Consider the following 24,953-nt stretch of genomic DNA (forward strand, 5'->3'; position numbering starts at 1 on the left):
CATGACTCGGTATTTGCCCATAATGCTGGATTGTGAAAAGCAACAGGTTGTGGTTATTGGCGGTGGTGCCGTGGCTGAACGGAAGGTGAGTGGGCTGCTGGAAGCTGGAGCGGTGGTTAAGATGATTAGTCCCTCTTTGACAGATACGCTCGCCTCTTTAGTGAAAAAGGGTCTCATGACCTGGCATGACCGCCCTTATGCTCCCGGAGATCTCCGTGGGGCCTTTCTCGTATATGCAGCCACTAACGATAGAGTGATTAATGAAGAGGTTGCGCAGGAGTCTAGGCGACTTGGCATTCATGTGAATGTGGCTAGCCATGCGGAAGCGGGGGATTTTATCACGCCCGGAGTTGTACGTAGGGGGCGTTTGACGGTAGCTGTATCTACTTCGGGTGCTGGTCCGCTTGCGGCTGCGAAGATTAAAAGTGTGCTTGAAGAGGCGCTGGATGCGGCGTATGAGCCATATTTGGATTTTGTACATACCATGCGAACCCGGATTAAGGAAACAGAATCTTCTGCTGAAGTTCGTGGCAGACTTTTGCGGAAGCTTGGGACGCTCGATGTGTTGAATGAAATGAGAAACGGTAGCTTTATCGCGTGGAGCCCGGAGGATATGGATGCTTGGATTGCTGATCATCGGGCGAAGTAAAAGTGCGCGTGGACACTGTGAAGATTACAAAATTAGGTTAGATTAATGATATGAGTACGGCTGAAGTGGCTGAAATAGTCGAATGAGCGGTATAAGTACCGCTGAATTGAGCGAAAGTGGCTGAAATGGTCGAAAGAGGGGTAAAACTACCCCTGAATTGCTCTAAAACGCTCATATCAGCCAAAAGAGGAGTAAAAATACCCCTAAATTGAGCTATAACCGACGAAGGAGCTAAATAAAGGGCAAAAATGCCCTTTTAATAGTGCGGAGTAGCTTTTGGTTAGTTTGGATTACTATATACGGTCTATGGTGAAGAGTAAGAGGCAGACGTAATCAGGAGGAATGGACAATGCGTAAGATTATTGTGGGGAGTAGACAGAGTGCGCTTGCGTTGACGCAGACAGGACACGTGATTGCGGATCTGGAGCGACTGAGCGAGGAGCATGGTTTTGGATTCACTTTTGAAGTGAAAAAGATTGTTACCAAAGGGGACCGCATCCTAGATGTCACCTTGTCCAAGGTAGGCGGCAAAGGGTTGTTCGTGAAGGAAATCGAGCAGGCCATGCTGGAAAAGGAAATCGACATGGCGGTGCACAGCATGAAGGACATGCCCTCCGAGCTGCCGGAGGGGCTGATCAACGGTGCTGTGCCGAAGCGCGTCGATCCGCGCGATGTACTGATCTCTAACGGAGGCGTCTCGCTGGACGAGTTGCCTCAGGGCGCACGCGTAGGCACAAGTAGCCTACGCCGATCCAGCCAGCTCGCTGCGCTGCGGCCTGATCTGGTCATTGAGCCCGTGCGCGGCAACATTGACTCGCGGCTGCGCAAGCTGGAGAGCGGCGAATACGACGCAATCCTGCTGGCAGCGGCGGGGCTGTCCCGCATGGGCTGGCAGGATCGCGTGAGCGCCTACCTGCCGCCGGAGGTTTGCCTGCCCGCTGTAGGGCAGGGCGCACTCGGCATCGAGTGCCGCGCAGATGACGCCGACCTGCGGAAGCTGCTGGCGTTATATAACGACGCCGATACAGCGTTGACGGTGGCGGCGGAGCGCACGTTCCTTGGCGCGCTGAACGGCGGCTGCCAAGTGCCAATTGGCGCTTATGCGGTGCTTGACGCAGCTGTGGAAGCCACTACTGCGGAGCACAAAATAATCTCCTTAACCGGGATGGTGGGAACACCTGACGGTTCAACAATTTTGAAAGAAACTTGCACTGGAGTGGATCCGGTACAGCTCGGCGAAGAAGTCGCTAAGAAGCTGATCGCAAGAGGAGCGGAGAAGATACTGTCAGACGTTAGGGGATGAGGGGATTGACGGGGAAGGTTTATTTGGTAGGTGCAGGTCCCGGGGACGCAAAGCTGATTACTGTAAAAGGCCTCGAGTGTATTCGAAAAAGCGACGTGCTGGTGTACGATCGGCTGGCGAGTCCTAGATTGCTGAAATGCATGAAGCCCGGCGGCGAGAAGATTTATGTTGGCAAGCTGCCGGATCGCCACACGATGAAGCAGGAAGAGATTAATCAATTGTTAGTTGATCTGGCTTTACAGGGGAAAACAGTGGTGCGGCTGAAGGGTGGAGATCCTACGATTTTTGGCCGCGTAGGTGAAGAAGCGGAGCTGCTGCGCAAAAATGGGATCTATTACGAAATCGTACCGGGTATCACGTCGGCGATCAGCGTACCTGCTTATGCGGGTATACCTGTCACGCACCGCGATCATGCTTCTTCCCTGTCGATTATCACCGGACATGAGAGTCCAGATAAACTGGATCATTCCATTCATTGGGATAAAGTAACGAATGCCACGGGGACGTTAGTGTTCCTGATGGGCGTAGCTAAAATAGGATATATCAGCGCCCAGCTGATCAAGCATGGGCGTCCGCCAGAAACACCAGTGGCGCTGGTGCGCTGGGGTACCCGCGCAGATCAGGAGACACTGACGGGAACCCTCGCCGATATTGAGGCGAAGGTGAAGGCGGCGAATTTTCAGCCGCCGGCCGTCATCGTCGTTGGCGACGTGGTGCTGCAGCGGGAGCAGCTCAAGTGGGCCGAGGCGATGCCGTTATTCGGCAAACGCATCGTGGTGACACGGGCTCGCAGCCAAGCGAGCGAGCTGGTGGATATGATTGAGGAACTCGGCGGGGAACCCTACGAGTTCCCGGTGATCGAGACGATCATGCCGGAAGGCGCAGAGAAGAAGGAGAAGATTGCAGCGGCGTTTGGCGCGCTGGAATCGTACGACTGGGTATTCTTCACTAGCCCGAACGGCGTGGAGTTTTTTTGGCGCCACTTGGCGGAGCAGGGGGCGGACATTCGGGGGCTTCACCGCGCAAGGATTGCAGCGGTGGGGCCGGGTACAGCAGCCGCGCTGGCGCAGCGCGGGGTGATTGCTGAGGAGCTTCCGGCGAAGTTTCAGGCGGAAGGTCTGATTGAGAAGTTCGGTCCCCAGCTGCTGCCGGGGCAGAACGTGCTGTTGCCGCGCGGCGATCTGGGGCGCGACTGGCTGCCGGACAAGCTGAGAGAGCTTGGCCTTCAAGTCACAGACGTCGATACCTATGAGACGGTTGTGACGGGTGAGGATGACGACGAGCTGCTGAAGCTGCTGGAGGAGGGGCGCGTTCACGCGGTGACTTTTACTAGTTCTTCAACGGTGCGCAACTTCATCCACATTCTTAAACGAATGGGGCTGGAAGATCCACTCCCATTGCTAGCTAATGTGAAAATAGCCTGCATCGGGCCATTAACCGAGCAGACTGCAGTGGAGGCGGGGCTTACTCCGGGACTGCTTCCTGAAGAAGCAACTATTAATAGTCTGGTGCAGGAACTCTGCCGCTGGAATGCGGAGACTCAGCTACAAAAAGCTTGAATTGACGCCAATAGAACATCGGCTTTACAACATCGTCTGTAGTTGTATCTAAGCTCGGAAGCGCCACGCCGCTATTGTAAGTAACTTAAGTAACATTAAATTGGCCACCAAACGCAGGTACTGTTGAAGCTCAGAGTATGATGGACGGCGAAGTTGTAAACTAACTGGTGTGTGTATGGGTGAGTAAGTTTATGTGTGTATGTATAAAGTTCACGCAGTTCTAAGTGATATATTAGATGTTGGGTACTTGGATTAGTATGCAATCTAGTGGAAATATAGCTTTTAATCTGGTTACGAGACTGGTATGAGGTCTGTTAGCATGAGGTCTGATTGAGGTTTAGTTGCACATTATACACTTAAATTCCCTGGATATAAGCGAAGATCGATTTTAATTGTAATATGTGCAATTAAAAACGGGCTAAAACAGGGAGTTTCGCTCTTTTGTAATAAATAACTGTAGAGAGTGCAACTAAAGCTTACAGTTACGATATAACATCAAAATAACTGCACAAACTACAACTAAGCAGCCGCAGTTAGTCAACGATCGAGGGTTTGGTTATATATTTTATTTTCAGGAGGATGAACAAATGAGCTTTCCAATTACACGTCACCGTCGTCTACGCGGTTCTGCTGGAATTCGCGGTATGGTGCGGGAGACAGTACTGAATGTACTGGATTTTGTACAGCCTATATTTGTGACTTATGGAACAGGTGTGAAGAATGAGATTAGCTCGATGCCGGGCGTGTACCATTTTTCGCTGGATACTTTAAAAGCAGAAGTGGACGAGATTGCCGCACTAGGCATTCCGGCTGTACTGTTATTCGGGATTCCTGAAACGAAGGATGCAATCGGTTCTTCCGGTTTCGCAGAGGATGGAATTGTGCAAGAGGCTACTCGCTTGATCAAGCAGTGGTACCCTGAACTGTTGGTCGTTGCAGATACCTGCCTTTGTGAATTTACGGATCACGGACATTGCGGGATGGTGCATACGCATACGGTAAATGGTGTGGTACACGGTGATGTCATCAACGATGCTTCGCTAGAGCTGTTGACCCGTACGGCGGTATCCCAAGCTAAAGCTGGAGCAGATATTATTGCCCCTTCGAATATGATGGATGGATTCGTACACGCGATTCGTGCGGGACTGGATGAGAATGGTTTTGAACATGTGCCGATTATGTCGTATTCGGTCAAATATGCTTCGGCATTTTATGGCCCTTTCCGCGAAGCTGCGGATTCAGCACCACAGTTCGGAAATCGCAAAACCTATCAAATGGACCCTGCCAATCTGCGCGAAGCGCTCCGTGAAGCAGAATCCGATGTGCTGGAAGGCGCAGATATGTTAATGGTGAAGCCGGCTCTGGCTTACTTGGACGTGATTCGTACGATCCGCGACCAGTTCGATTTACCTCTTGTGGCTTACAATGTGAGTGGCGAATATTCCATGGTAAAAGCAGCAGCGCTGCAAGGCTGGATTGACGAGCAAGCGGTTGTGCTGGAAATGCTGACTGGCATGAAACGGGCCGGAGCGGATATTATTATTACTTATTTTGCAAAAGATGCTGCGCGCTGGCTGCGTGGTTAATTTCTTTCACAATGATATCGCTGCATAGGCAGTTGCCTTATACCTGTGTGACCAAGAACAGAATAGGAGTGAAGATAGATGAGTAATGAGCCAATGGCGCGTAAAGAGGAAGCGTCCCGCAAGGCTTTTGATGAAGCAAAACAATATATTCCCGGTGGGGTGAACAGCCCTGTACGGGCGTTCAAATCCGTAGGTCTGACTCCGATTTATGTGGATCATGGGATCGGCTCGCGTATTTATGATATCGACGGCAACAGCTTTATTGACTATGTATGCTCATGGGGACCGCTGATTATGGGTCATGCGCATCCTGAGGTTGTAAAGGCATTGCAGGAGACGGCAGTAAAAGGGACAAGCTTTGGCGCACCAACTTTACTTGAAACTGAAATGGCAAAAACCGTTGTCGAACGTGTAGCCTCTGTAGATATCGTACGTATGGTTAACTCCGGAACGGAAGCGACGATGAGTGCGATTCGTTTGGCACGTGGTTATACAGGACGCAGTAAAATTTTGAAATTCGAAGGCTCCTATCATGGTCACGCAGATAGTCTGCTTATTAAAGCGGGTTCCGGTGTAGCCACATTAGGTTTGCCGGATAGCCCAGGTGTTCCCGAAGGTGTGGCAGTAAATACGATTACAGTTCCATACAATGATTTAGAGTCCACTAAGATTGCTTTCGAACATTTTGGCAGTGAGATTGCCGCAGTGATCGTGGAGCCGATTGCCGGCAACATGGGTGTTGTACCACCACTTCCGGGATTTCTGGAAGGACTTCGCAAGTTAACTTCAGACAATGGATCTTTGCTTATTTTTGATGAGGTAATGACAGGCTTCCGTGTCAATCGTGGCTGTGCTCAAGGCTTGTTCAACATTACTCCGGATATTACCTGCTTCGGCAAAGTTATCGGTGGAGGACTTCCAGTCGGCGCTTATGGCGGCAAAAGAGAAATCATGGAGCAAATCGCTCCTACGGGACCGATCTATCAGGCTGGCACACTTAGTGGTAATCCATTAGCGATGGCGGCAGGACTCACGACGTTGAAGCTACTGACACCGGAAGTTTATGATCGTCTGGAACAATTAGGGGCGCGTCTGGAGGCAGGCTTGAAAAAGAATGCAATCGAGACCGGTGTTCCACTGACAATTAACCGCGTGGGCTCGATGGTCTGTCCGTTCTTCACGGAAGGACCAGTAACTAACTTTGAAACGGCCAAGACTAGCAACACGGATCTATTCCGTCGTTATTTTGGTCATATGCTGAGCCAAGGCATTAGCGTGCCACCTTCACAGTTTGAAGGCATGTTCGTGTCGGCTGCGCATAGTGAGCAGGATATTGATGATACCATTGAGGGCCACTATAATGCCCTGAAGGCCCTTTGAGTATTGGAGCCGGAGAACGAACCGGTGGTGGAGCTTGGACTAGACGTGGGGAGTGGCTGGAAGTAACACCCGGCAAAATCATTACAGGAGCCGAGGATTCTGAAGCTGCAATTGATAAGTGGCTGCTGGAAACTGTAGGTATGCCTGAGAAGCTTCATCTGCGTCTGCGCCGTGAGGGGGGCATTCAGTGGAAGGGAGATCGACTGCGACTGGCACTTTTTCCGGATCGTGAAGCCGGCATTGAACCGGTATGGGAAGAGCTTGAGGTGCTGTATGAGGATGATTTTTGCTTGGTTGCCCACAAGCCGGCAGGCATGGCGGTTCATCCGGATGGCAGTGGCTTAGGTGTAACGCTGGATCACCTTGTAGCTGCGCATTATGTCGCTACCGGTGTTAGTGCAGCTGTAAGGCATATTCACCGCCTAGACAAGGATACAACAGGTCCGGTGATGTACGCGAAGAATGAGTTCGCACAGCTTGTCCTAGACGAGAATATGCGTGAAAAAAGCATCTCGCGGCTCTACGCCGCGATCGTCGAAGGCACAGTGCCGCCTACGCTTAAAGTGATCGACGCGCCGATAGGGCGCGATCGTCATCATGCGGCGCGGAGAAGAGTCTCACCCGGCGGACAGTCCGCCGTGACTCGAATCATCGGACGCGAAGCACTGCATGGCGGGAGCCTGGTGCATGTGCAGCTGGAGACCGGAAGGACGCATCAGATTCGCGTCCATCTCAGCCATATGGGTCATCCCTTGTATGGGGATGCGCTATATGGCGGCCCGGTCTGGGCTTCCAGCGCTGCCGGCCGACATGCGCTCCATGGCGAGCTGCTGTCTTTCCGCCACCCTTGGAGCGGTGAACAACTGGAAGTAAGCGATCCGTGGCCGGAGGATATGCTTCAGCTGCGGGAGCTGCTGTCTGAAGCGCCTTGACGGCTACGTTATAAACCTGAGAATCGTGGTATCAGCAAATGCTGGTATTACGGTTCTTTTTTTATCTATTTTTTCGTAGGGTATATAATTTTCTGTTTTTTCAGAAAGAAGCATCTATCTATGTCCTAATAGCAAAAGCAGCATATAATACTTTGTTCATGCGGAGTAGTTCATCTATTGGCCGGCAGATAGGTTCGAATAGTCCCTGAATTTATGAAATTAATAGCATCCTGTCCGGTTAGTGCTACCAAAGTTGTCATGCCTTTCTGTTTGAAGCATATACATGTGGGGAGTAACATTTTGGGCTTATACTCTGGGCCTGTCTCAGGGTTAGATTATGCCAAGAAGGAGGACATATCCCGTGTTTGATCAGTCCCACGGCTTGCGGTTTGATATTTATGAACGCATTCACCTATCGGAAGAGCTTCCGGGAATAGCTGAGCTGGAGGAGGTTGAACTACTTCCGGAAATCCAGGTGATTCAGCGGGAGGATCGTGCCGAGTTATATGGTCAGCTGTTGCTTACCGGACTCTACCGGAGCGAAGATGACCGAACACAGCGTCTGGAGCACGCCATTCCCGTTGAAATCACTGTTCCGCTTACACGCGTCAGCTCGATTGAAGATATTGGGGTGGAGATCGAGAATTTTGATATTGATCTGCTCACGATGCGTACTGTGAATATAACAGGCGTATTATCCCTGCGGGGAATCGGTGGTGCGGAGCCTCAACCACAACCGGCCTGGCAGCAGGAAGAGTACACAGTTGCCTATTCCCCTCTCAGTGATGACAGGGTAATCGAAGCATCTGCAGTGAACCAAGAACACGAAACTGATGCACTTTATGAAAATTCACAGTGGACCTTTGGCGAGGATGCATCAGAGGTTGCCGTAGAAGAACATGAGCATGCTGAAGCTAATGCAGGTGCATCAGAGCCCTCATTGGTCTCGAGTGGAGCTGGTCATTCGTCCCCTATAGTGAATTTCTCATCCGCTCATGAGAAGGACAAGGGCGCGAAAGCGCGGACGCATAGTCTGGATTCGCAAACAGAGGATTCCAAAGCAGGAATAGCGGATTACTGGTTTAAAGCTGAGTCACAGAATGAAGCTGAGGCCACTCAGCTGAATCAAGTTAGCCAGGCGAGTCAAGCGGATCAGGAGCAAGAAGCTGAATATACTTTTGCTTCAAGAGAAACCGCTGTTCCAGCAGCTAATGCTGATGCGGATCAAGATATTGCTGTATTCGCTTCGGAAAACGAGGCCAGTAATGAGCTTCATGCACAAGAAGAGAATGCTCAGCCGATCCACGAGAATACGAATGAAGTTCTTGTTTCTCAAGAGACTGTGCCACAGTCAGAGGAGAAGCAAGATCTTAAGATTGCGCTAGGAAGCAAGAAAGAAGCAGAGGCTCCAGTCAAAGAGCATCTCACCTTCTCTTCATTACTCAGTTCTAGTCGTTCTCGTAAAGAACAAGAGGCTCTCCTATCTGAAGGAAATGCATCGGCTGCAGCGATCATTCCAGAGGCCGGAAATAATACGGAGTGGAAGAGCAGATTCATTGCTGGAGCAGATGGCGCTAACCTATTCCGTAAGGTTCGCCTTTGCATCGTGCAGCGTGAAGAAACGCTGGATACAATCGCAGAGAAGTATCAGCTAAGTGCGCGGGAGCTGGGAATGTATAATCGATTGTCTGGGCAGAGTGTAGAAGAAGGGCAAGTGTTGTACATTCCGTAATTGAATTACAATGCGTACTCATATGAATAGGTGAATCCCGATCTGATAGTAGATCGGGATTTTTGTCAAATATAAGAATATATAAGTTTCACGTTATACATTATCCTTATATTTCTCAAATAAACGCTTACCGTCCGTAAAAGGACGTCGAAGGCGTTTATTCTTGTGTGACCGGAGAACGTTAGAATGTGGGGTATCTAACCAACGCAGAGTGATGAATCGAATGAAAATTCGACATATGCACGCTATAAGTCGAAATTCCGCTTAAAGTCCCGCTGTAGAAGCCTATTCAGGTTGACTAGGGATGACTCAAAATGTATTATGGAGTAAGCAATATCTAAGTAAAGACTGGGAACGGGAAGAGTAGGCGGTCAGCCCTTCAGAGAGCGGAATGCAAGTGCTGTGACATTCCGTAGGATACAGCCACCGAAGTCGCCCCGGAGTCGCCCTTCTGAGCTTGTCTTCATGGATATGAAAGATAAGTTAGGATGTGGCCGGTAGCAGCCGTTATCTGTACGAGTGTCGCGCTAAGCTTCTGAACCGTAAGGTGAGAGAAGTGCAGGTTTATTTTTCATTGGCGCGAAACAAAGGTGGTACCGCGAAAGAATGGCCTTTCGTCCTTTGAGACGAGGGGTCTTTTTGTTTTTTAGAAACCAACTACAAGTAACCAAGTGGAGGTATCAGAGAATGGCTGACCAAAACAATCTAACAGCGGCAGAGTTGCCGAACTTGCAAGATACAGCGGCAGATGCTGCCGCTGCAAATGATTCTAAGAATGAAATGCCAACCACGTATGATCCAAAATCGGCAGAAACCAAGTGGTATTCCTACTGGACAGAGGGTGGATATTTCCGTGCAGGCGGGCGTCCAGATGCAAAAGCATACAGCATTGTAATCCCGCCGCCAAACGTAACGGGAATGCTGCACATTGGTCATGCGCTTGATTTTACGCTTCAGGATATCCTGATTCGTACAAAACGGATGCAAGGCTTCGACACGTTGTGGCTACCAGGTACGGACCATGCCGGTATCGCAACGCAGACAAAGGTAGAGCAAAAGCTGCGTGAGCAGGGGATTTCTAGACATGATCTCGGCCGTGAGAAGTTCCTGGAACAGGTGTGGGAGTGGAAAGATAAATATGCGAACACCATTCATGAGCAGTGGGCTAAGATGGGGCTTTCCCTTGACTATTCCCGCGAACGGTTTACCCTGGATGAAGGGTTGTCGAAAGCTGTACGCGAGGTATTCGTTAAGCTCTATAATAAAGGCTTGATCTACCGCGGCAAACGCATTATCAACTGGGACCCTGCGGCTCGTACAGCATTGTCGGATATCGAGGTTGAATATAAAGAAGTTAATGGTCACTTGTATCACCTGCGTTACCCGCTCAAAGACGGTAGCGGATTTATCACAGTGGCGACCACACGTCCGGAGACCATGCTGGGTGATACAGCGGTTGCTGTTCATCCGGAAGACGATCGTTATAAAGATCTGATCGGCAAAACGTTGATCCTGCCGATTATCGGCCGTGAGATTCCGATTATCGCTGATGATTATGTAGACAAAGAGTTTGGTAGTGGTGCGGTTAAAATTACACCAGCTCATGACCCGAATGACTTCGAGATGGGTCAACGTCACAACTTACCGCAGATTAACGTAATGGATGAGAGCGGTACGATGAATGAAGAAGCAGGACCTTACCAAGGTCAAGACCGGAGTGTATGTCGTAAGGCTATCACTGCTGACCTGAAGGAGCAAGGTGTGCTGATCAATATCGAAGATCATGTGCATCAAGTTGGCCACAGTGAACGCTCTGGAGCGGTTGTTGAGCCGTACTTGTCCACACAATGGTTCGTGAAGATGCAGCCACTCGCTGAAGCTGCCATCAATGCACAGAAGGATGGGAACGGGGTTAACTTTGTACCGGACCGTTTCGAGAGAACTTACCTGAACTGGATCGAGAACGTACGTGATTGGTGTATTTCCCGTCAGCTGTGGTGGGGACATCGTATTCCAGCATGGTATTCCGAGTCTACTGGTGAATTGGTTGTGGCAAATGACGAGGAAGAAGCGCGCCGGATCAGTGGTCTAACCGACTTGAAACAGGACGAAGATGTACTGGATACCTGGTTTAGCTCTAATCTGTGGCCTTTTGCCACACTAGGATGGCCAGATGAGAACAGTGCAGATTTCAAACGCTACTATCCGAACGATGTGCTCGTAACAGGCTACGATATTATTTATTTCTGGGTAGCGCGGATGATCTTCTCAGCTCTTGAATTTACCGGAGAAAAACCTTTCTCAGATGTATTGATGCATGGTTTGGTACGGGATTCCGAAGGTCAAAAAATGTCCAAATCACTCGGGAATGGCGTAGACCCCCTTGAAGTAATCGAGAAGTATGGCGCAGATGCAATGCGTTACATGATTTCTACCGGAAGTACAGCTGGACAGGATCTACGCTTCCGTTGGGAAAAGGTTGAGCAGGCGCGTAATTTCGCCAATAAGATCTGGAATGCATCACGCTTTGCGTTGATGAATTTGGAAGGCGTAAGCTTTGAGAATATTGACATTTCGGGTGAGCTAAGTACTGCTGATCGCTGGATTTTGCACCGTCTGAACGAAACTTCTCGTGAGATTACGCGTCTAATTGACTCGTACGAGTTCGGTGAGACCGGTCGCCAGCTGTACAACTTCATTTGGGACGATCTATGTGATTGGTATATTGAGTTCGCGAAGCTGTCACTTTACGGATCAGACGCCGCGGCCAAAGCTAAGACACAGTCTGTACTTGCCTATGTACTAGACCGCACAATGCGCTTGATTCATCCGTTTATGCCGTTTATTTCGGAAGAAATCTGGCAGCACCTTCCGCATGAAGGGGAGACGATTACGCTGGCTGCATGGCCGGAGTATGATGCTGCTCTGGAGAATCCGCAGGCCGTAGCGGAAATGAACCTGCTGATGGATGTAATCCGGGCCGTTCGTAATATCCGGGCTGAAGTGAATGTACCGATGAGCAAAAAGGTTGAATTGATCATCAAAGCGGGTAATGAAGAGACGCTGAGTATTATCACCCGTAACGACAACTACATTGGACGCTTCTGTAATACATCTTCCTTCGAAGCTGGCCTGAATCCAGAAACGCCGGATAAGGTAATGTCCGCTGTAGTAACAGGAGCAGAACTGCTTCTGCCATTGTCGGGACTCATTGATATTGAACAAGAAATCGCTCGTCTGGAAAAAGAAGTACAGACGCTGAACAGCGAAGTAGAACGCGTAGAGAAAAAGCTGAGCAATCAAGGCTTCGTGGCCAAAGCTCCTGCTAAAGTTATCGAAGAGGAACGGGCGAAGCAGGCAGATTATTCTGCTAAACGTGAGAAAGTACTTGCCCGCATCGCAGAGCTGAGAGGATAAGAGACATGGATGACCTAAATCGGGGCGGAAGTACCGCCCCTCTTGCGACATACACCGAAGCGGTTGATTGGATCAAGAGCCTAATCCCTTTTGGGATACGGCCAGGTTTAGATAGAATCGAGATGTTGATGGACAAGCTGGGAAATCCGCACCGTCGGCTGAAGTTTATTCATGTGGCGGGTACGAACGGCAAAGGTTCAACTTGTGCTTTTTTGACTAGTGCACTTATACAAAGCGGCTATTCAGTAGGCACCTTTACATCTCCGTATATTACAAAGTTCACGAACAGGTTCCAATATAATAATACGGACATCTCTGAAGAAACGCTTGTCGAACTGGTTAACCAATTACGTCCACTAGTCCAAGAAATTTCGGAAACGGAGTTTGGCTCACCTACGATGTTCGAGGTAACTACAGCTGTGGCCATTCTATTTTTTGCGGGCGTCTCTTGTCCTGATGTTGTCGTATGGGAGACCGGGCTTGGGGGAAGGCTGGATGTAACGAACATCGTGACTCCGATTGTTTCTGTGATTACTAATGTTGGTCATGATCACATGGATATTTTGGGAGATACGTTAGAGAAGATTGCAATGGAGAAAGCCGGAATTATTAAGACGGGCGTACCTGTTGTTAGCTGCGTAACTCAGCCGGAAGTCGTAGCGGTTCTGAAAGAGAAAGCAGCGGCTTGCCGCTCTACTCTTTATCTTGCCGGAGAAGATTTTAGCTATGAGGCTACTGAAATCCGGGAGGATGTGCAGACTTTTCATTTTAAGGGTCCCTTTCGTTCGCTTGAACTTGGGATCGTAATGAAAGGCGAGCACCAGATTAGCAATGCGGCAGCTGCCATGATGGTACTTGAGGTTCTGCGTCAGTATATGGCCTTTATGCTTGAGGATGAAGATGTGCTTGAAGGTTTGCGCCACGCATTCTGGGCTGGAAGGCTGGAAGAGGTAAGCAAGTCTCCAAGGATTGTACTGGACGGAGCACATAATCCGGAAGGTGCGGAGAGTCTTGCAAAAAGTCTGCCTCAGCTCTATCAATACGGTAAATTAAATTTACTTATGGGAATGCTGTCAAATAAGCATCATGAATCCTACTTTAAGCATATACTGCCTATAGTGGATACGCTCATCCTGACCGAACCGGATTTCCAGAACAAAATGGACGCGGAGAATCTGCAAGTTATCGCAGAAAGTCTGCGGGAGAAATATGCCAAGGAAAACTTGGCAATCATAGTAGAACATAATTGGGGAAAAGCGCTGCAGCTACTGAAGTCGATTACAGCGGAGGATGACCTTGCCGTCGTATCTGGTACGCTGTATTTAATCTCTGACGTACGCGGTACACTTTTGCAGCAACCCGATACTGAAAAAGGCTGGTGACGACTGTTGGATACTACTGAACGTGTGCATTTTATAGGGATCGGCGGCTACGGAATGAGCGCGATTGCCCGGGTAATGCTAGAAATGGGATATACAGTTACGGGCTCCGATGTGGCTGCCCAAGAATTAACGGATAAATTGATTGCTAAAGGTGCCAAGATTTATATCGGGCATACAGCAGAACAAGTAAAAGGTGCGGATCTAGTCGTATACTCTACGGCTTTGTCTAGTGATAATGTGGAATGGGTGGAAGCTGAGCGTCTTAAGATTCCAATTCTGCATCGTTCGCAAATGTTAGCCCGTTTATTGAATGAACGTAAAGGGGTAGCCGTTGCTGGAGCACACGGGAAAACTACCACCTCCTCCATGATTGCACTTGTGATGGAAGAGTGCGACGTTGATCCAACGTATATTATCGGTGGAGAGATTATGAATGTAGGTACGAATGCAAAGGCGGGACAAGGTGAGTTTGTAGTAGCGGAAGCGGATGAGAGTGATGGCTCTTTCCTGCACTATCACCCTTGGCTTGGGATCGTTACGAATGTTGAAGCGGATCACTTGGAAAATTACGACGGAGACTTTAACCGTCTTAAGGCTGCATACGTGCAGTTCATGAACCAAACGCGCGAAGATGGAACTGCTATAGTATGCGCTGACGACGAGAATGTGATTTCTCTTTTACCTGAAGTAACAGGTAAGGTGATTACTTATGGCATCAAGTCGAACACTGCGGATTATATTGCCACTGATATCGTTTTAGGCGATCGTCAAGTATCGTACACGATGAATCATAATGGAGAAGTGCTTGGACGGATTGAACTCTCCGTTCCCGGGCAGTACAATCTTTATAATTCAATGGCAGCGGTAATCGCTTGTTTGAAATCAGGGATTTCTTTCGAGAAAATCGCTGAAGCGATTGTGAAATTCCATGGTGCGAAGCGCCGTTTTCAAGTGCTCGGAGAAGTCAATGACATTCTGGTCATTGATGATTATGCGCATCATCCTACAGAGATTCAGGCAACGATCAGTGCTGCTAAGGCAACAGGGAAACGGATTATTGCGGTATTCCAGCCTCAGCGCTATACACGTACTTTCTTCCTGTTAGATGCTTTCAGCCGTGCCTTTAGCGAAGCTGACGAAGTCATCATCACTGATATTTACTCTCCGGCTGGAGAGAAACAAATCGAAGGTGTTACTTCTGCGAAGCTGGTTGAGCTTATCGTTAAGAACAGTAATGCGGGCGCGAGACATCTGCCAACCAAAGAAGATGTGCTAGCTGATCTGACACCTCGTATTGCTCCAGGTGATCTGGTGATTACGATGGGCGCAGGCGATATCTGGAAGGTCGGATACGCACTGGCAGACGGTTTGAAGAAGAAGCATTAAGTTTGCAAATTGAGGTCAATTCGAGGATATTTATATTCTCTATTCAATAGCACTTCCCCAAAATTTCCTTCAGATAATCCTTGTGTTTATCTGAAGGGAGTTTAGAGGGAAGTGTTTTTTGGTATTGTTAACGTATTTACTGATATAGTTATAAAGTGCTATAGTGCTGTCAGAAGAGGATCGATTTTTCAACGTATATTTGGGGTCCCCACAAAGTACCTGAATACGTTATCGAAGCAAAGCCGCACTTTGTGGGGATATTTTCGCATAGGTGGTGACGTATGAGCTCCCTGCTTGAAATTAGAACACTGATTTATTTGTTTATTTTCGGAAATTTATTTATATTGCTGCTTATAACCAATTATCGAAGTACCGCTGTTAAAGATACAGCCTCCACCTTGTTCATCCGATCAAAGGAAGTGCAGCTACTCTTTTGGTTTTCGATTTTATTATGGGATTATCTCCCTCATGCGTTGTCCATTCCGCTTAGCAATGCTCTGATGCTTGGAGGGTGCTGTCTCGAAATTACAGCGTTACTGCTGATGATGGGAGTACTGGGGCCAAGAATAAAGCGATATTACATCATTCTTTCGATATTGAGTGCAATCAGTTTTAGTATTATCGCATTATTTTTTAATCAAACCAACTTGCGTATCGCCTGTACTTCACTTTGGTCTATACTGTTTGTAGTTTATCCGGCTTATCATCTAACTGTGAATAAAAAGGCTACACCTCTTCAAAAAATATTAGGTGTATTATTTTATGTATTTGCAGCGATTATGCTGATGCGGGCACTTGTTGCACTGATTTGGGAGCCCGAGATGAATGTGTTCTCCACCAATCTTACGCAGTATTTGTATTATCTGGGGATGTATTTATTATTTATTGTGGGGGCTGCCGGTTTTATTCTACTCTCAAATGAGCATTCCTTCGTCAAACTAAAAAGAATAGCTAGTTATGATGATTTGACTGGGATTCTAAACCGTGGGGCATTTCTTCAGGAAGCGGAGATAAAGCTTGAAAAGGCAGTTCGAGCGCAGGAGTACTTCTCATTTTTGCTATTGGATTTGGATTATTTTAAACAGGTCAACGATACTTATGGTCATGATACCGGTGACATTGTGCTGGAAGAGTTCGCATCGACGATTAAAGATAATCTCGGAAATGGCGATTTGTTTGGCAGACTGGGGGGCGAGGAATTCGCAGTCATACTCTGTGGGGTAGATGAGCAAAGCTGCGATCAGAAAGCTGAAGCGCTTCGTGAGACGATAATGAATAATTCCACTAATAAGGTTCAACAGGGGTACACAGTTAGTATAGGTGTAATTACGATCATGCCAGATCAGGAGATCTCGATAAATAAGTTGTACAAGCTAAGCGACAAGGCATTATATCAGGCCAAACAAGAGGGAAGAAATAGAGTCATCAGATACCGATATGTATACTGAGAGTCAGGAATACTAGGGGAGGTGAACTTCACTTATATGCATCTGGATCTCCAGACACTGCTGGTGTGTCTCTTTTTGTGGCAATCGTTCACGGTGCTGCTTATCGTGGTGTATCGTTTGCGTTATGCGCAGGAACAGACTTCTTCATTGTTTATCACAGCAAAATATTTGCAACTAGCAGCCTTGATCCTCTTATTACTGAAGGATTTTATAGATACACCGCTTAGTCTACCGATCATAGCACTTCTTGCTCTGGCTGGAGGCACGCTCGAAAGCTTGGCGCTTCTAATGCTTCTCAGAGTATTCGGGAGCAAGGTGGAGAGATATTATTCTATATTATTCGGAGTATCCATTCTCGTTGTGGTGCTTATGTATTTGTTGATGCCAAAGGATCCTCTCGTTATTCCAGTCGCTTGTCTGGGTGGAGTTCTGATTATAGCCTATCCTGCTTATATACTATGTCTGAAGGTCATGGAGACTTCGCTACAAATAATAATGGGACTGCTATATTGTCTTGTCATCTTGTCGTTGGCGGGTAGAGCCTTGGAACCGCTGTATTCCGTATTAGGAATCAATACACAAGTTGCACAATTTCTTTATTTGTTTTTTTATCTCGGGATTTATTTGTATATGTTTCTAGGAACCGCGGGAATTATGCTGCTTTATAGAGAGGATTCCTTTGCAGAAATGGAGCGGGTAGCAACTTATGATGAGTTGACCGGTATTTTGAATCGCAGGTCGTTCGTTCTGCGTGCTCGGCCTTTAATAGCTGCTTCAGCGATGAAGAAACTGCCCTATTCTTTTTTACTGCTGGATGTCGATCACTTTAAGAGCATAAATGATAATTACGGCCATAATACAGGTGACCAAGTACTAACTGATTTGGCGTCTAAAATAGAGCAACAGCTTGGCCATGGTGATCTGATCGGAAGATTTGGGGGAGAAGAGTTCGCAGTGCTCCTGCACAGAGCCGATGAGAAGAGTAGTGATGTCATTGCTGAAGGAATGCGCACAGCTGTTATAGGTTCAATGATTCATGGCGTACCGCTGCACTACACGATAAGTATTGGGGTCATTACGATAGAATCAGGCGAGCGTTTTTCTCTGAACAATCTCTACAAACTTTGTGATAACGCATTATATCAGGCTAAGAAAAAGGGCAGGAACTGCGTCGTTAGAAGCTACGAAATATAAAAGTGTCTTTCTTTCGTCATTAGACGAGGAAGACACTTTTTTTTGTTGCATAAGGAATGGTTCAGAATACCTAACGAGTATAAAATTTTGAAATAGAAAATTCATGTTCGTGTATTGCTGGAAAAATGTTTTTTTTGCTTCATTCTTCAAAAAAATAGCGATATATATAGGTTTATCGCAATGATTTTCGAATAAAGCATGAAAATATATAAAAATTTTAAAGGTTTCCCTATAAATCGACAAAAATTTTATGTGAAATGAGTTACTATTGAACTGCATCTAAAGTTGCAGTGATAAGTAGAGAGAATTTATATAAAAAATTCAAGGAGCCAGAGTCATGCGAGAAAGAATGCTGTTCCTTTCAGCACATAATCAAAGCGCAGAGGATCTAGAAGGAGAAATGAGAACAGGGAGTATTCTCGAGATTTTGCTAGGGAAATTTGATATTGATTTGCTGACGTATGCCAGTACGCACAAGGATATGTCTACAAATGATGGAACTGCACTAACGGTTCATTACATTAACGGGTGCATTACCTCGTGGAGATCTATGCTGCGTCCCTTACATATATTACGGAATTTCACTAATCGGAGTCATGCGGAGAAAGACATGAAGAGTACCATCATGGAACTTTGTAGATCGAATAATTACAGACATGTATTTATATCGCATAGCTTGCTGGGAAATTGCATTGATATGGTTCGTAATCTGCTTCCTGAGGCCAGTGTTATTACAGATACGTATCGTTTTGAGAGCGGGCTTGCCGTTGGAAAAGAAATTGGGAAGCCGAGCAGCAGTAATCCTTATTATAAACTAAATGAGGCTTTGGTTCGGCGGAATAAGCGGAGACTAATGAATAAAACGGGTGTACTCTTGGCAACCTCGGAATGGGATGCCCTTTCATTCAAATCTCTATCCTTTGCGGATGCCCGTAAAGTTCATGTTGTTCCTCATTTCATAAAAATGAATGAATACGACGCTTTTACTGAGCCTGTTGCAAAAGAAAATTCAATGGTTCTGCACTGGAATATGAACACCAGACAGGGGATTAAGGCTGCCCAAAACTTCTTTAAGAAAAGCTACCCTTTGATTAAAGAACAAGTGCCTGATATCAAGTGTTACATCACCAGTCATGAGGTTCATACGGATGTATTGTCGCTTGTAAAGGATGATGTATCAGTTATTATCACTGGACCTTTGAAACCGTCTGCTGATTATATACGTCGTGCTAAAGCGGTTCTTGTGCCTATTCTTGAAGGTTGTGAAGTCTCCAGAAACATTCTGGAATCATGGGCACTCAAAACGCCGGTGGTTACAAGTTCTATAGTATGCGAGCGATTGAACTGTGAGCATAACCGTAATATTTTGCTTGCTAATACCTCAGTTGATGTTGTTGCTAGTGTAATAACGTTGTTAAAGAATCCTGAGATGGCAACGATTATTGCTGATCGGGCGCATCGCACATTGTTGAAGGATTACGAAGTGAATTATGTGAAGAATAAGATTCTTAGTCTTGTGTAAAAGGTACCGAAAAGGGCACTGCCTGCAGTATATAAAAAACCCGCGAGGACGTTTTAAGGTCCTACGCGGGTTATTTCATTCTTGTATGATTTTACAGCAGGTTGCGGCGCAATTCTTCTGGAGATTTCGGAGACAACATTCCAAGTGGAATATCGAATACTGTACGCGCTCCACTCTGTCCTTCTTGACTCATACGCTGAGCGGCTCTGGCATAGGCCACGAGAACACTAGCTGTAAATTCTGGGTTGCTCTCCAGCTTCAGGCCGAATTCAACAATCTGCTTCGTACCTTCCCCTGTTACACCACTGCGAATAACAAACCCGCCGTGCGGAATTCCGCTATGCTGAGCTGCCAATTCTTCTTCAGTGATGAAAGTAACCGTAGTATCATAATCTGCAAAATAGTTCGGCATATTCACGATTTCTGCACGAATGCGTTCTTGATCTGCCCCTGCCTCAGCCACTACAAAACACTCTCTAAGGTGTTTTTGGCGAGTGGTAAGCTCTGGTGTTTCACCAGCGCGAATGGCCTCAATAACCTCTTGTACTGGAACGGTATATTGTACACCAGCTTTAACTCCATCTACTCTGCGGATCGCATCGGAGTGGCCTTGGCTAACGCCTTTGCCCCAGAAGGTGTATTCTTTACCTTGTGGAAGAATAGCTTCAGCTAGCAGACGATTCATTGAGAATAAGCCTGGATCCCAACCAGTAGAAATTACGCTGAGTGTTCCACCTTGTTTAGCTGCGGCGTCAACGGTCTCGTAGAACTCGGGGATTTTGGCATGAGTATCAAAGCTGTCCACGGTATTAAACATCCGGGCAATGGCTGGTGTTTGTTCTGGCAGATCGGTAGCCGATCCTCCGCATAGAATCATAACATCCACTTTACCCTTATATTGTTCGACGGCAGAGATGTGTTCGAACTTCACACCGGCTTCTCCGGCTTCCAGTTGTCCAGGTTCTCTGCGCGTAAAGATCGCAACTAGCTCGATATCTTCACTTTGGTTGATAGCCTTACGTACACCTTTTCCTAAATTTCCGTAGCCTACAATAGCTGCTTGAATTTTTTGTTTCAGAAGAAGCCCTCCTAATCAGTAGTGAACTAAAGCATCATTTCTAGCTTACCTAGTATAGTGTACACTTTTAGCTCTTTTTATATAGTATATAAAAGGTACATGTAATGTAAACTGAATCTGCATAATCTTTCATAATTCCTATGGCTTAAAAATAGCATATCTCTCTATTGTCTATCATATATTTACTTATAGATTAGATGAGGTGAGGTGTAACTGTTGAATAACGGAAGAATGACATTCCGATTTGACGTGAACAAGGACGAGCCTAAACCAAAGCCTAAAGTGGTGGAGCGCTGGTCAAATGGCGGATTGGGCACAGCTGAAGAGTACGCTGAGGGACTGCGTCAAGAGGTAGGTCCAGCACAGCAAACATGGCTTTATGAGCCTGATTTTCGTTCCACGCATGAGGCACCACCGGAAGATTCCTATGACTATTACTCGGGTACTGTAGATCCACGTCAGGAAGAATGGGACGAACAGGATAAGGATTTTAGATATACACAGCAATCGTATCTTCTGTCAGATATGGTTTCGGATAGCAGAGATAAATTAGAGAATGTATCCTCTGGCAGTTACGGAGGCTCTTATCATACTCGACGTCCTTCGTATTGGTGGAAATTAGCTCTTTCTGTTACGGGAGCCATCGGCACAGGGGTACTGCTTGGTTATGCTGCACTTTCTTTCTTTTACGGAGGGAATATGGACAGTAGCTCTGGAAATGGGACAGCAGACATGGCGGCTACTTCAGTGCAGTCCAGTGGAGCTAAAGATCCGGCAGGTGTAGGTACATCAGGATTACCAGTGACGGGTACTGAAAATGCAGGGAAGAACACCATCCCAGTTCAAGTAGCTGCGCAAAGCTATTATCTGCTGCAGTACGGAGTATTCAGTACACCTGCAGGCGCTGAAGAGGCTCGCCAGGAGTTGTTAACCGCAGGATTGGCTGCGGGTATGGACCCTGCTGACGGCAATCGTGTGTATGCTGGAATGTCATCCGACCGTGAACAGGCCAAGCTACTAAGCAGCGGACTAAAGAATCAGGGTATTGAACTGTATGTGAGAGAGGTGGCGCTTCCCGAGGCAGAACAGCTTGCCTATACCGGTAATGCAGAGGAAGTGAAGAACTATTTCTCCGTGAGTGGGCAGCTGCTCAGTGAACTAAGTAGTCAATCTGCTTCTTTACTAAGCGCTGGTCAAACTAGTACGACAGCAAATACCCCCGCTATGAGTGATCTCCACCTGCAATGGAGTGAAGCAGTAAAAGTGCTGGAACAAGGCGTATCTCCTGAAGCCAAAAGCATTTGCGCAGCGTTAGAGAAATCAATGAGCCAAGGGATATCAGCCTGGAGTGAATATAACAAGAACAAGGCTCAGGGCCTACTTTGGGAAGTGCAAGAATCGATGCTGAGCTTTTTGACTAGCCAGAAACAGCTACTAACTGCAATGAATTAACTGATAAATTGTTGACTTTAAAGACAGCAAGCCTCCAGATGTGGGGGCTTGCTGTTTTGGCGCGAAAGAGGAAATTATCCCTATATATCTTAAACTATAATTGATACGGAGGATGGTATCGCTCCGCAACTTTTAGTGCAAATGGTGGTAAACATTACCGTAAGGGATTTTACGTTTGTATTGATCACAATTTCACCGTATAATAATTAGGGTGTCAAAAAATGGCGAGGGAAGACTGAGATGAAGAAGAAAAATGTAGGAACACTGCTGTTATTTCTAATTCTAGGCTGGCTGGCTGGAGCCTGGATCGCCAAGCTACTGCAGCCGGTAAAGGCTCTTTCTTTTCTAACAACATCGACTGTGCTTAAGTGGTCTCCGCGAGCCGATTTGGACATTATAACCTATGACATCACTATTCATTTGAAATTGTGCATGCTAAGTCTCGTCGGTATTATTACAGCTGTATGGCTGTACCGAAGACTGTAACTCTCGTTACTGATCAAGAAGGGACGTTTACAACGTGGACAACTCACAACACATTATTTTAGCCTCAGGTTCACCGCGTCGACGAGAGCTTTTGTCTTTACTGGGCTTGCCTTTTGAGGTCATTACCAGCGAAGCTGACGAAAGCACACCACCGGACTTTACGCCGGAGCAAATCGTGCGGAGTTTGGCTCTGCGAAAAGCAGAGGCTGTAGTGGCTGCAGCAGGAGAGCGTAACGCAGTAATTATTGGTAGTGATACGATTGTTGTACTAGATAACACTGTGCTAGGCAAACCGGTGGACGAGCTGGACAGTAAATCGATGCTTACCAGACTTCAGGGCCGGAATCATAAGGTATACACGGGTGTAGCCTGTATTGGACTTCCGCATGGAAAGACTATAGTGGAGCACCGTGTTACTTCCGTAACGATGAGAGCAATGACGGAGAATGAAATTATTGCTTATATAGCTACGGGAGAGCCCGCTGATAAGGCTGGCTCTTATGCGATACAAGGGCTTGGCTCCATCTTGGTGGAACGAATTGAAGGCTGTTATTTCAATGTTGTCGGATTGCCGCTGTCGCTTCTTGGCGAAATGCTGTCCGAGTTCGGTATAACTGTATTGAACCGGTAGGAAGCTTGGGAAAGAGGGATAGGGATGGAGTCGCAATCAGTAATGCTGCGGGACCTCCCCCATGAAGAACGACCAAGAGAGCGCATGATGCATTATGGGGCGGAATCATTAAGTCAAGCGGAGTTGTTAGCCATTCTGCTGCGTACGGGAACACGCCGTGAATCGGCTATTCATATTGCACAGCAGATGCTGGGGAAAATCGGTGGCCTGCGTGGGCTAGTTGACCTTAGCATCGAAGAACTGACCGAAATCAAAGGTATCGGCCCTGCCAAGGCCGTGCAACTAAAAGCAGGCATCGAACTTGGAAGGCGCCTTGCGAACTCCAGGTTTAACATGCCGGTCATTATCCGTTGTCCTGAGGACGCTGCGGAGATACTGACTGAGCAATTGCGTTATCTGCAGAAGGAGCATTTTGTCTGCTTGTTTCTGAATACGAAGAATCATGTGATAGGACAAGAAACGTTGTCTATGGGCAGTCTTAATGCTTCGATTGTTCATCCTCGTGAGGTATTCCGAGCAGCTATAAAATGTAGTAGTGCCTCTATCATATGCGCACATAATCATCCTAGTGGTGATCCAACGCCTAGTCCGGAGGATATCTCCTTGACCTCAAGACTGCTTCAGGCAGGCGAGATTGTCGGGATTGACGTGTTAGATCATCTAATTATCGGTGATAGCAGCTTTGTAAGCTTGAAAGAAAAAGGACACATGTAATATAAATGTGAAGATTTACTTAGGAAAAGGAGAATTAGCATGTTGGGTAGTTTTACGAAAGATTTAGGAATTGACTTGGGGACAGCGAATACGCTTGTCTATGTACGCGGTAAGGGGATCGTTGTAAGAGAGCCTTCCGTTGTAGCCATTAACACTGACACTAAGACGATTGAAGCCGTGGGTGAATCCGCTAAAAAGATGATCGGTCGTACACCGGGAAACATTCGTGCGATCCGTCCGATGAAGGATGGCGTTATCGCTGATTTTGACACAACGGCTACGATGATAAAATATTTTATTCGTCAAGCACAGAAACAACGTTCTATGTTCCAACGTCACCCTAATGTAATGGTCTGCGTACCATCCGGCATTACTGCTGTAGAGCAACGTGCTGTAGAAGATGCTACTAGACAAGCTGGTGCTCGCGAAGCTTACATTATCGAGGAACCTTTTGCTGCAGCGATTGGTGCAGATCTACCGGTATGGGAGCCAACAGGAAGTATGGTTGTTGATATCGGCGGAGGTACTACTGAAGTTGCTGTAATTTCACTCGGCGGTATTGTTACTAGTCGTTCCGTACGTGTTGCGGGTGATGAAGCGGATGAGTCCATCATTCAGTACATCAAACGTCAGTACAATCTGATGATTGGTGAACGTACTTCGGAACAGCTTAAAATGGATGTAGGTTCTGCCTTGCCACTTGAGAAAGCTGAGACTATGGAAATTCGCGGACGCGATCTCGTTACAGGCCTGCCAAAGACGCTTACAATTACTTCTGATGAGATCTGTGAAGCATTGTCCGATACAGTGAGTTCTATTATTGAAGCTGTTAAAGTAACTTTGGAAAAATGTCCACCGGAGCTCGCAGCAGATATTATGGATCGCGGGATTGTCTTGACAGGTGGAGGCGCCTTGCTTCGTAACTTGGATAAACTGCTTGCGCGTGAAACTGGAATGCCAGTTATTGTCGCTGAGAACCCTCTGGATTGTGTAGCGATTGGAACAGGAAAGGCGCTTGATAATATCCATTTGTTCAAGAGTCGCAGCAGTTCCAGTCTTCGCTCTAAGAGATAAGCCTATGTATTGCCACTTGTGTACGTCA

Annotated in this window: 19 protein-coding genes and 1 other annotated feature; of the genes, 18 read left to right on the top strand and 1 reads right to left on the bottom strand. The window is 47.1% G+C overall.

From position 1 onward, the window contains the following. The first annotated feature begins 1 nt into the window (after nt 1). The 13 genes from MKY52_RS15145 to MKY52_RS15205 all read left to right on the top strand — a co-directional run bounded on the left by MKY52_RS15145 (nt 2) and on the right by MKY52_RS15205 (nt 19,490). Nucleotides 2-649, top strand: coding sequence for a precorrin-2 dehydrogenase/sirohydrochlorin ferrochelatase family protein (locus MKY52_RS15145; protein ID WP_341052124.1), 648 nt, complete (start codon nt 2-4; stop codon nt 647-649). A 349-nt stretch (nt 650-998) separates the two neighbouring features. Further along, nucleotides 999-1,952 (top strand): hydroxymethylbilane synthase, encoded by a 954-nt coding sequence (gene hemC / locus MKY52_RS15150; protein ID WP_341052127.1) that lies wholly within the window; start codon nt 999-1,001, stop codon nt 1,950-1,952. A gap of 5 nt (nt 1,953-1,957) precedes the next feature. Beyond that, the gene (gene cobA, locus MKY52_RS15155; RefSeq protein WP_341052128.1) at nt 1,958-3,511 is read left to right on the top strand and encodes a uroporphyrinogen-III C-methyltransferase; all 1,554 of its coding nucleotides are present in this window, start codon (nt 1,958-1,960) and stop codon (nt 3,509-3,511) included. Nucleotides 3,512-4,098: 587 nt separating this feature from the next. Further along, the gene (gene hemB, locus MKY52_RS15160; protein WP_042191201.1) at nt 4,099-5,097 is read left to right on the top strand and encodes a porphobilinogen synthase; all 999 of its coding nucleotides are present in this window, start codon (nt 4,099-4,101) and stop codon (nt 5,095-5,097) included. Nucleotides 5,098-5,175: 78 nt separating this feature from the next. After that, complete coding sequence (hemL, locus tag MKY52_RS15165; RefSeq protein ID WP_341052129.1) at nt 5,176-6,477, top strand: glutamate-1-semialdehyde 2,1-aminomutase; 1,302 nt, start codon at nt 5,176-5,178, stop codon at nt 6,475-6,477. Continuing rightward, a complete protein-coding gene (locus MKY52_RS15170; RefSeq protein ID WP_341052130.1) occupies nt 6,474-7,409 on the top strand; it encodes an RluA family pseudouridine synthase in 936 nt (311 codons plus the stop codon). The genes hemL and MKY52_RS15170 overlap by 4 nt, the downstream gene beginning before the upstream one ends. Nucleotides 7,410-7,770: 361 nt before the next feature. Beyond that, the gene (locus MKY52_RS15175) at nt 7,771-9,141 is read left to right on the top strand and encodes a LysM peptidoglycan-binding domain-containing protein (protein ID WP_341052131.1); all 1,371 of its coding nucleotides are present in this window, start codon (nt 7,771-7,773) and stop codon (nt 9,139-9,141) included. 341 nt (nt 9,142-9,482) lie between these two features. Continuing rightward, nucleotides 9,483-9,766 (top strand) — a binding site (T-box leader). 155 nt (nt 9,767-9,921) lie between these two features. Then, on the top strand, nt 9,922-12,558 hold the full coding sequence (locus tag MKY52_RS15180) for a valine--tRNA ligase (RefSeq protein ID WP_076286506.1): 2,637 nt from the start codon (nt 9,922-9,924) through the stop codon (nt 12,556-12,558). Between the two features lie 5 nt (nt 12,559-12,563). Beyond that, nucleotides 12,564-13,940, top strand: a complete 1,377-nt coding sequence (locus MKY52_RS15185; RefSeq protein ID WP_341052132.1) for a bifunctional folylpolyglutamate synthase/dihydrofolate synthase — start codon at nt 12,564-12,566, stop codon at nt 13,938-13,940. A gap of 6 nt (nt 13,941-13,946) precedes the next feature. After that, the gene (gene murC, locus MKY52_RS15190) at nt 13,947-15,326 is read left to right on the top strand and encodes a UDP-N-acetylmuramate--L-alanine ligase (protein ID WP_042191191.1); all 1,380 of its coding nucleotides are present in this window, start codon (nt 13,947-13,949) and stop codon (nt 15,324-15,326) included. A gap of 281 nt (nt 15,327-15,607) precedes the next feature. Continuing rightward, nucleotides 15,608-16,774 carry a GGDEF domain-containing protein gene (locus MKY52_RS15195; RefSeq protein WP_341052133.1) on the top strand — a complete coding sequence of 389 codons (1,167 nt, stop codon included), beginning with the start codon at nt 15,608-15,610 and terminating at the stop codon, nt 16,772-16,774. 36 nt (nt 16,775-16,810) lie between these two features. Continuing rightward, entirely contained in the window at nt 16,811-17,968 is a 1,158-nt protein-coding gene (locus MKY52_RS15200) for a GGDEF domain-containing protein (protein WP_076300736.1), read from the top strand. 337 nt (nt 17,969-18,305) lie between these two features. Beyond that, complete coding sequence (locus tag MKY52_RS15205; RefSeq protein ID WP_341052135.1) at nt 18,306-19,490, top strand: glycosyltransferase; 1,185 nt, start codon at nt 18,306-18,308, stop codon at nt 19,488-19,490. A gap of 91 nt (nt 19,491-19,581) precedes the next feature. Here the strand turns inward: MKY52_RS15205 and MKY52_RS15210 are convergent, their stop codons facing one another. Beyond that, complete coding sequence (locus MKY52_RS15210) at nt 19,582-20,568, bottom strand: diaminopimelate dehydrogenase (RefSeq protein ID WP_076286493.1); 987 nt, start codon at nt 20,566-20,568, stop codon at nt 19,582-19,584. 216 nt (nt 20,569-20,784) lie between these two features. Between MKY52_RS15210 and MKY52_RS15215 the strand changes: the two genes are divergently transcribed. From MKY52_RS15215 to MKY52_RS15235, 5 genes are all read left to right on the top strand, one after another. Further along, a complete protein-coding gene (locus MKY52_RS15215; RefSeq protein ID WP_341052138.1) occupies nt 20,785-22,020 on the top strand; it encodes an SPOR domain-containing protein in 1,236 nt (411 codons plus the stop codon). Between the two features lie 240 nt (nt 22,021-22,260). Continuing rightward, the gene (locus tag MKY52_RS15220; RefSeq protein ID WP_042191180.1) at nt 22,261-22,506 is read left to right on the top strand and encodes a DUF4321 domain-containing protein; all 246 of its coding nucleotides are present in this window, start codon (nt 22,261-22,263) and stop codon (nt 22,504-22,506) included. A 34-nt stretch (nt 22,507-22,540) separates the two neighbouring features. Further along, nucleotides 22,541-23,137, top strand: a complete 597-nt coding sequence (locus MKY52_RS15225; RefSeq protein WP_341052139.1) for a Maf family protein — start codon at nt 22,541-22,543, stop codon at nt 23,135-23,137. A 24-nt stretch (nt 23,138-23,161) separates the two neighbouring features. After that, nucleotides 23,162-23,851, top strand: coding sequence for a RadC family protein (gene radC / locus MKY52_RS15230; RefSeq protein WP_042191176.1), 690 nt, complete (start codon nt 23,162-23,164; stop codon nt 23,849-23,851). A 39-nt stretch (nt 23,852-23,890) separates the two neighbouring features. Further along, nucleotides 23,891-24,925: a rod shape-determining protein gene (locus tag MKY52_RS15235; RefSeq protein WP_042191174.1), complete on the top strand. Its 1,035-nt coding sequence runs from the start codon at nt 23,891-23,893 to the stop codon at nt 24,923-24,925. Nucleotides 24,926-24,953 lie beyond the last annotated feature (28 nt).

Source organism: Paenibacillus sp. FSL P4-0184 (genome assembly GCF_038004625.1).
GTDB lineage: Bacteria > Bacillota > Bacilli > Paenibacillales > Paenibacillaceae > Paenibacillus_AQ.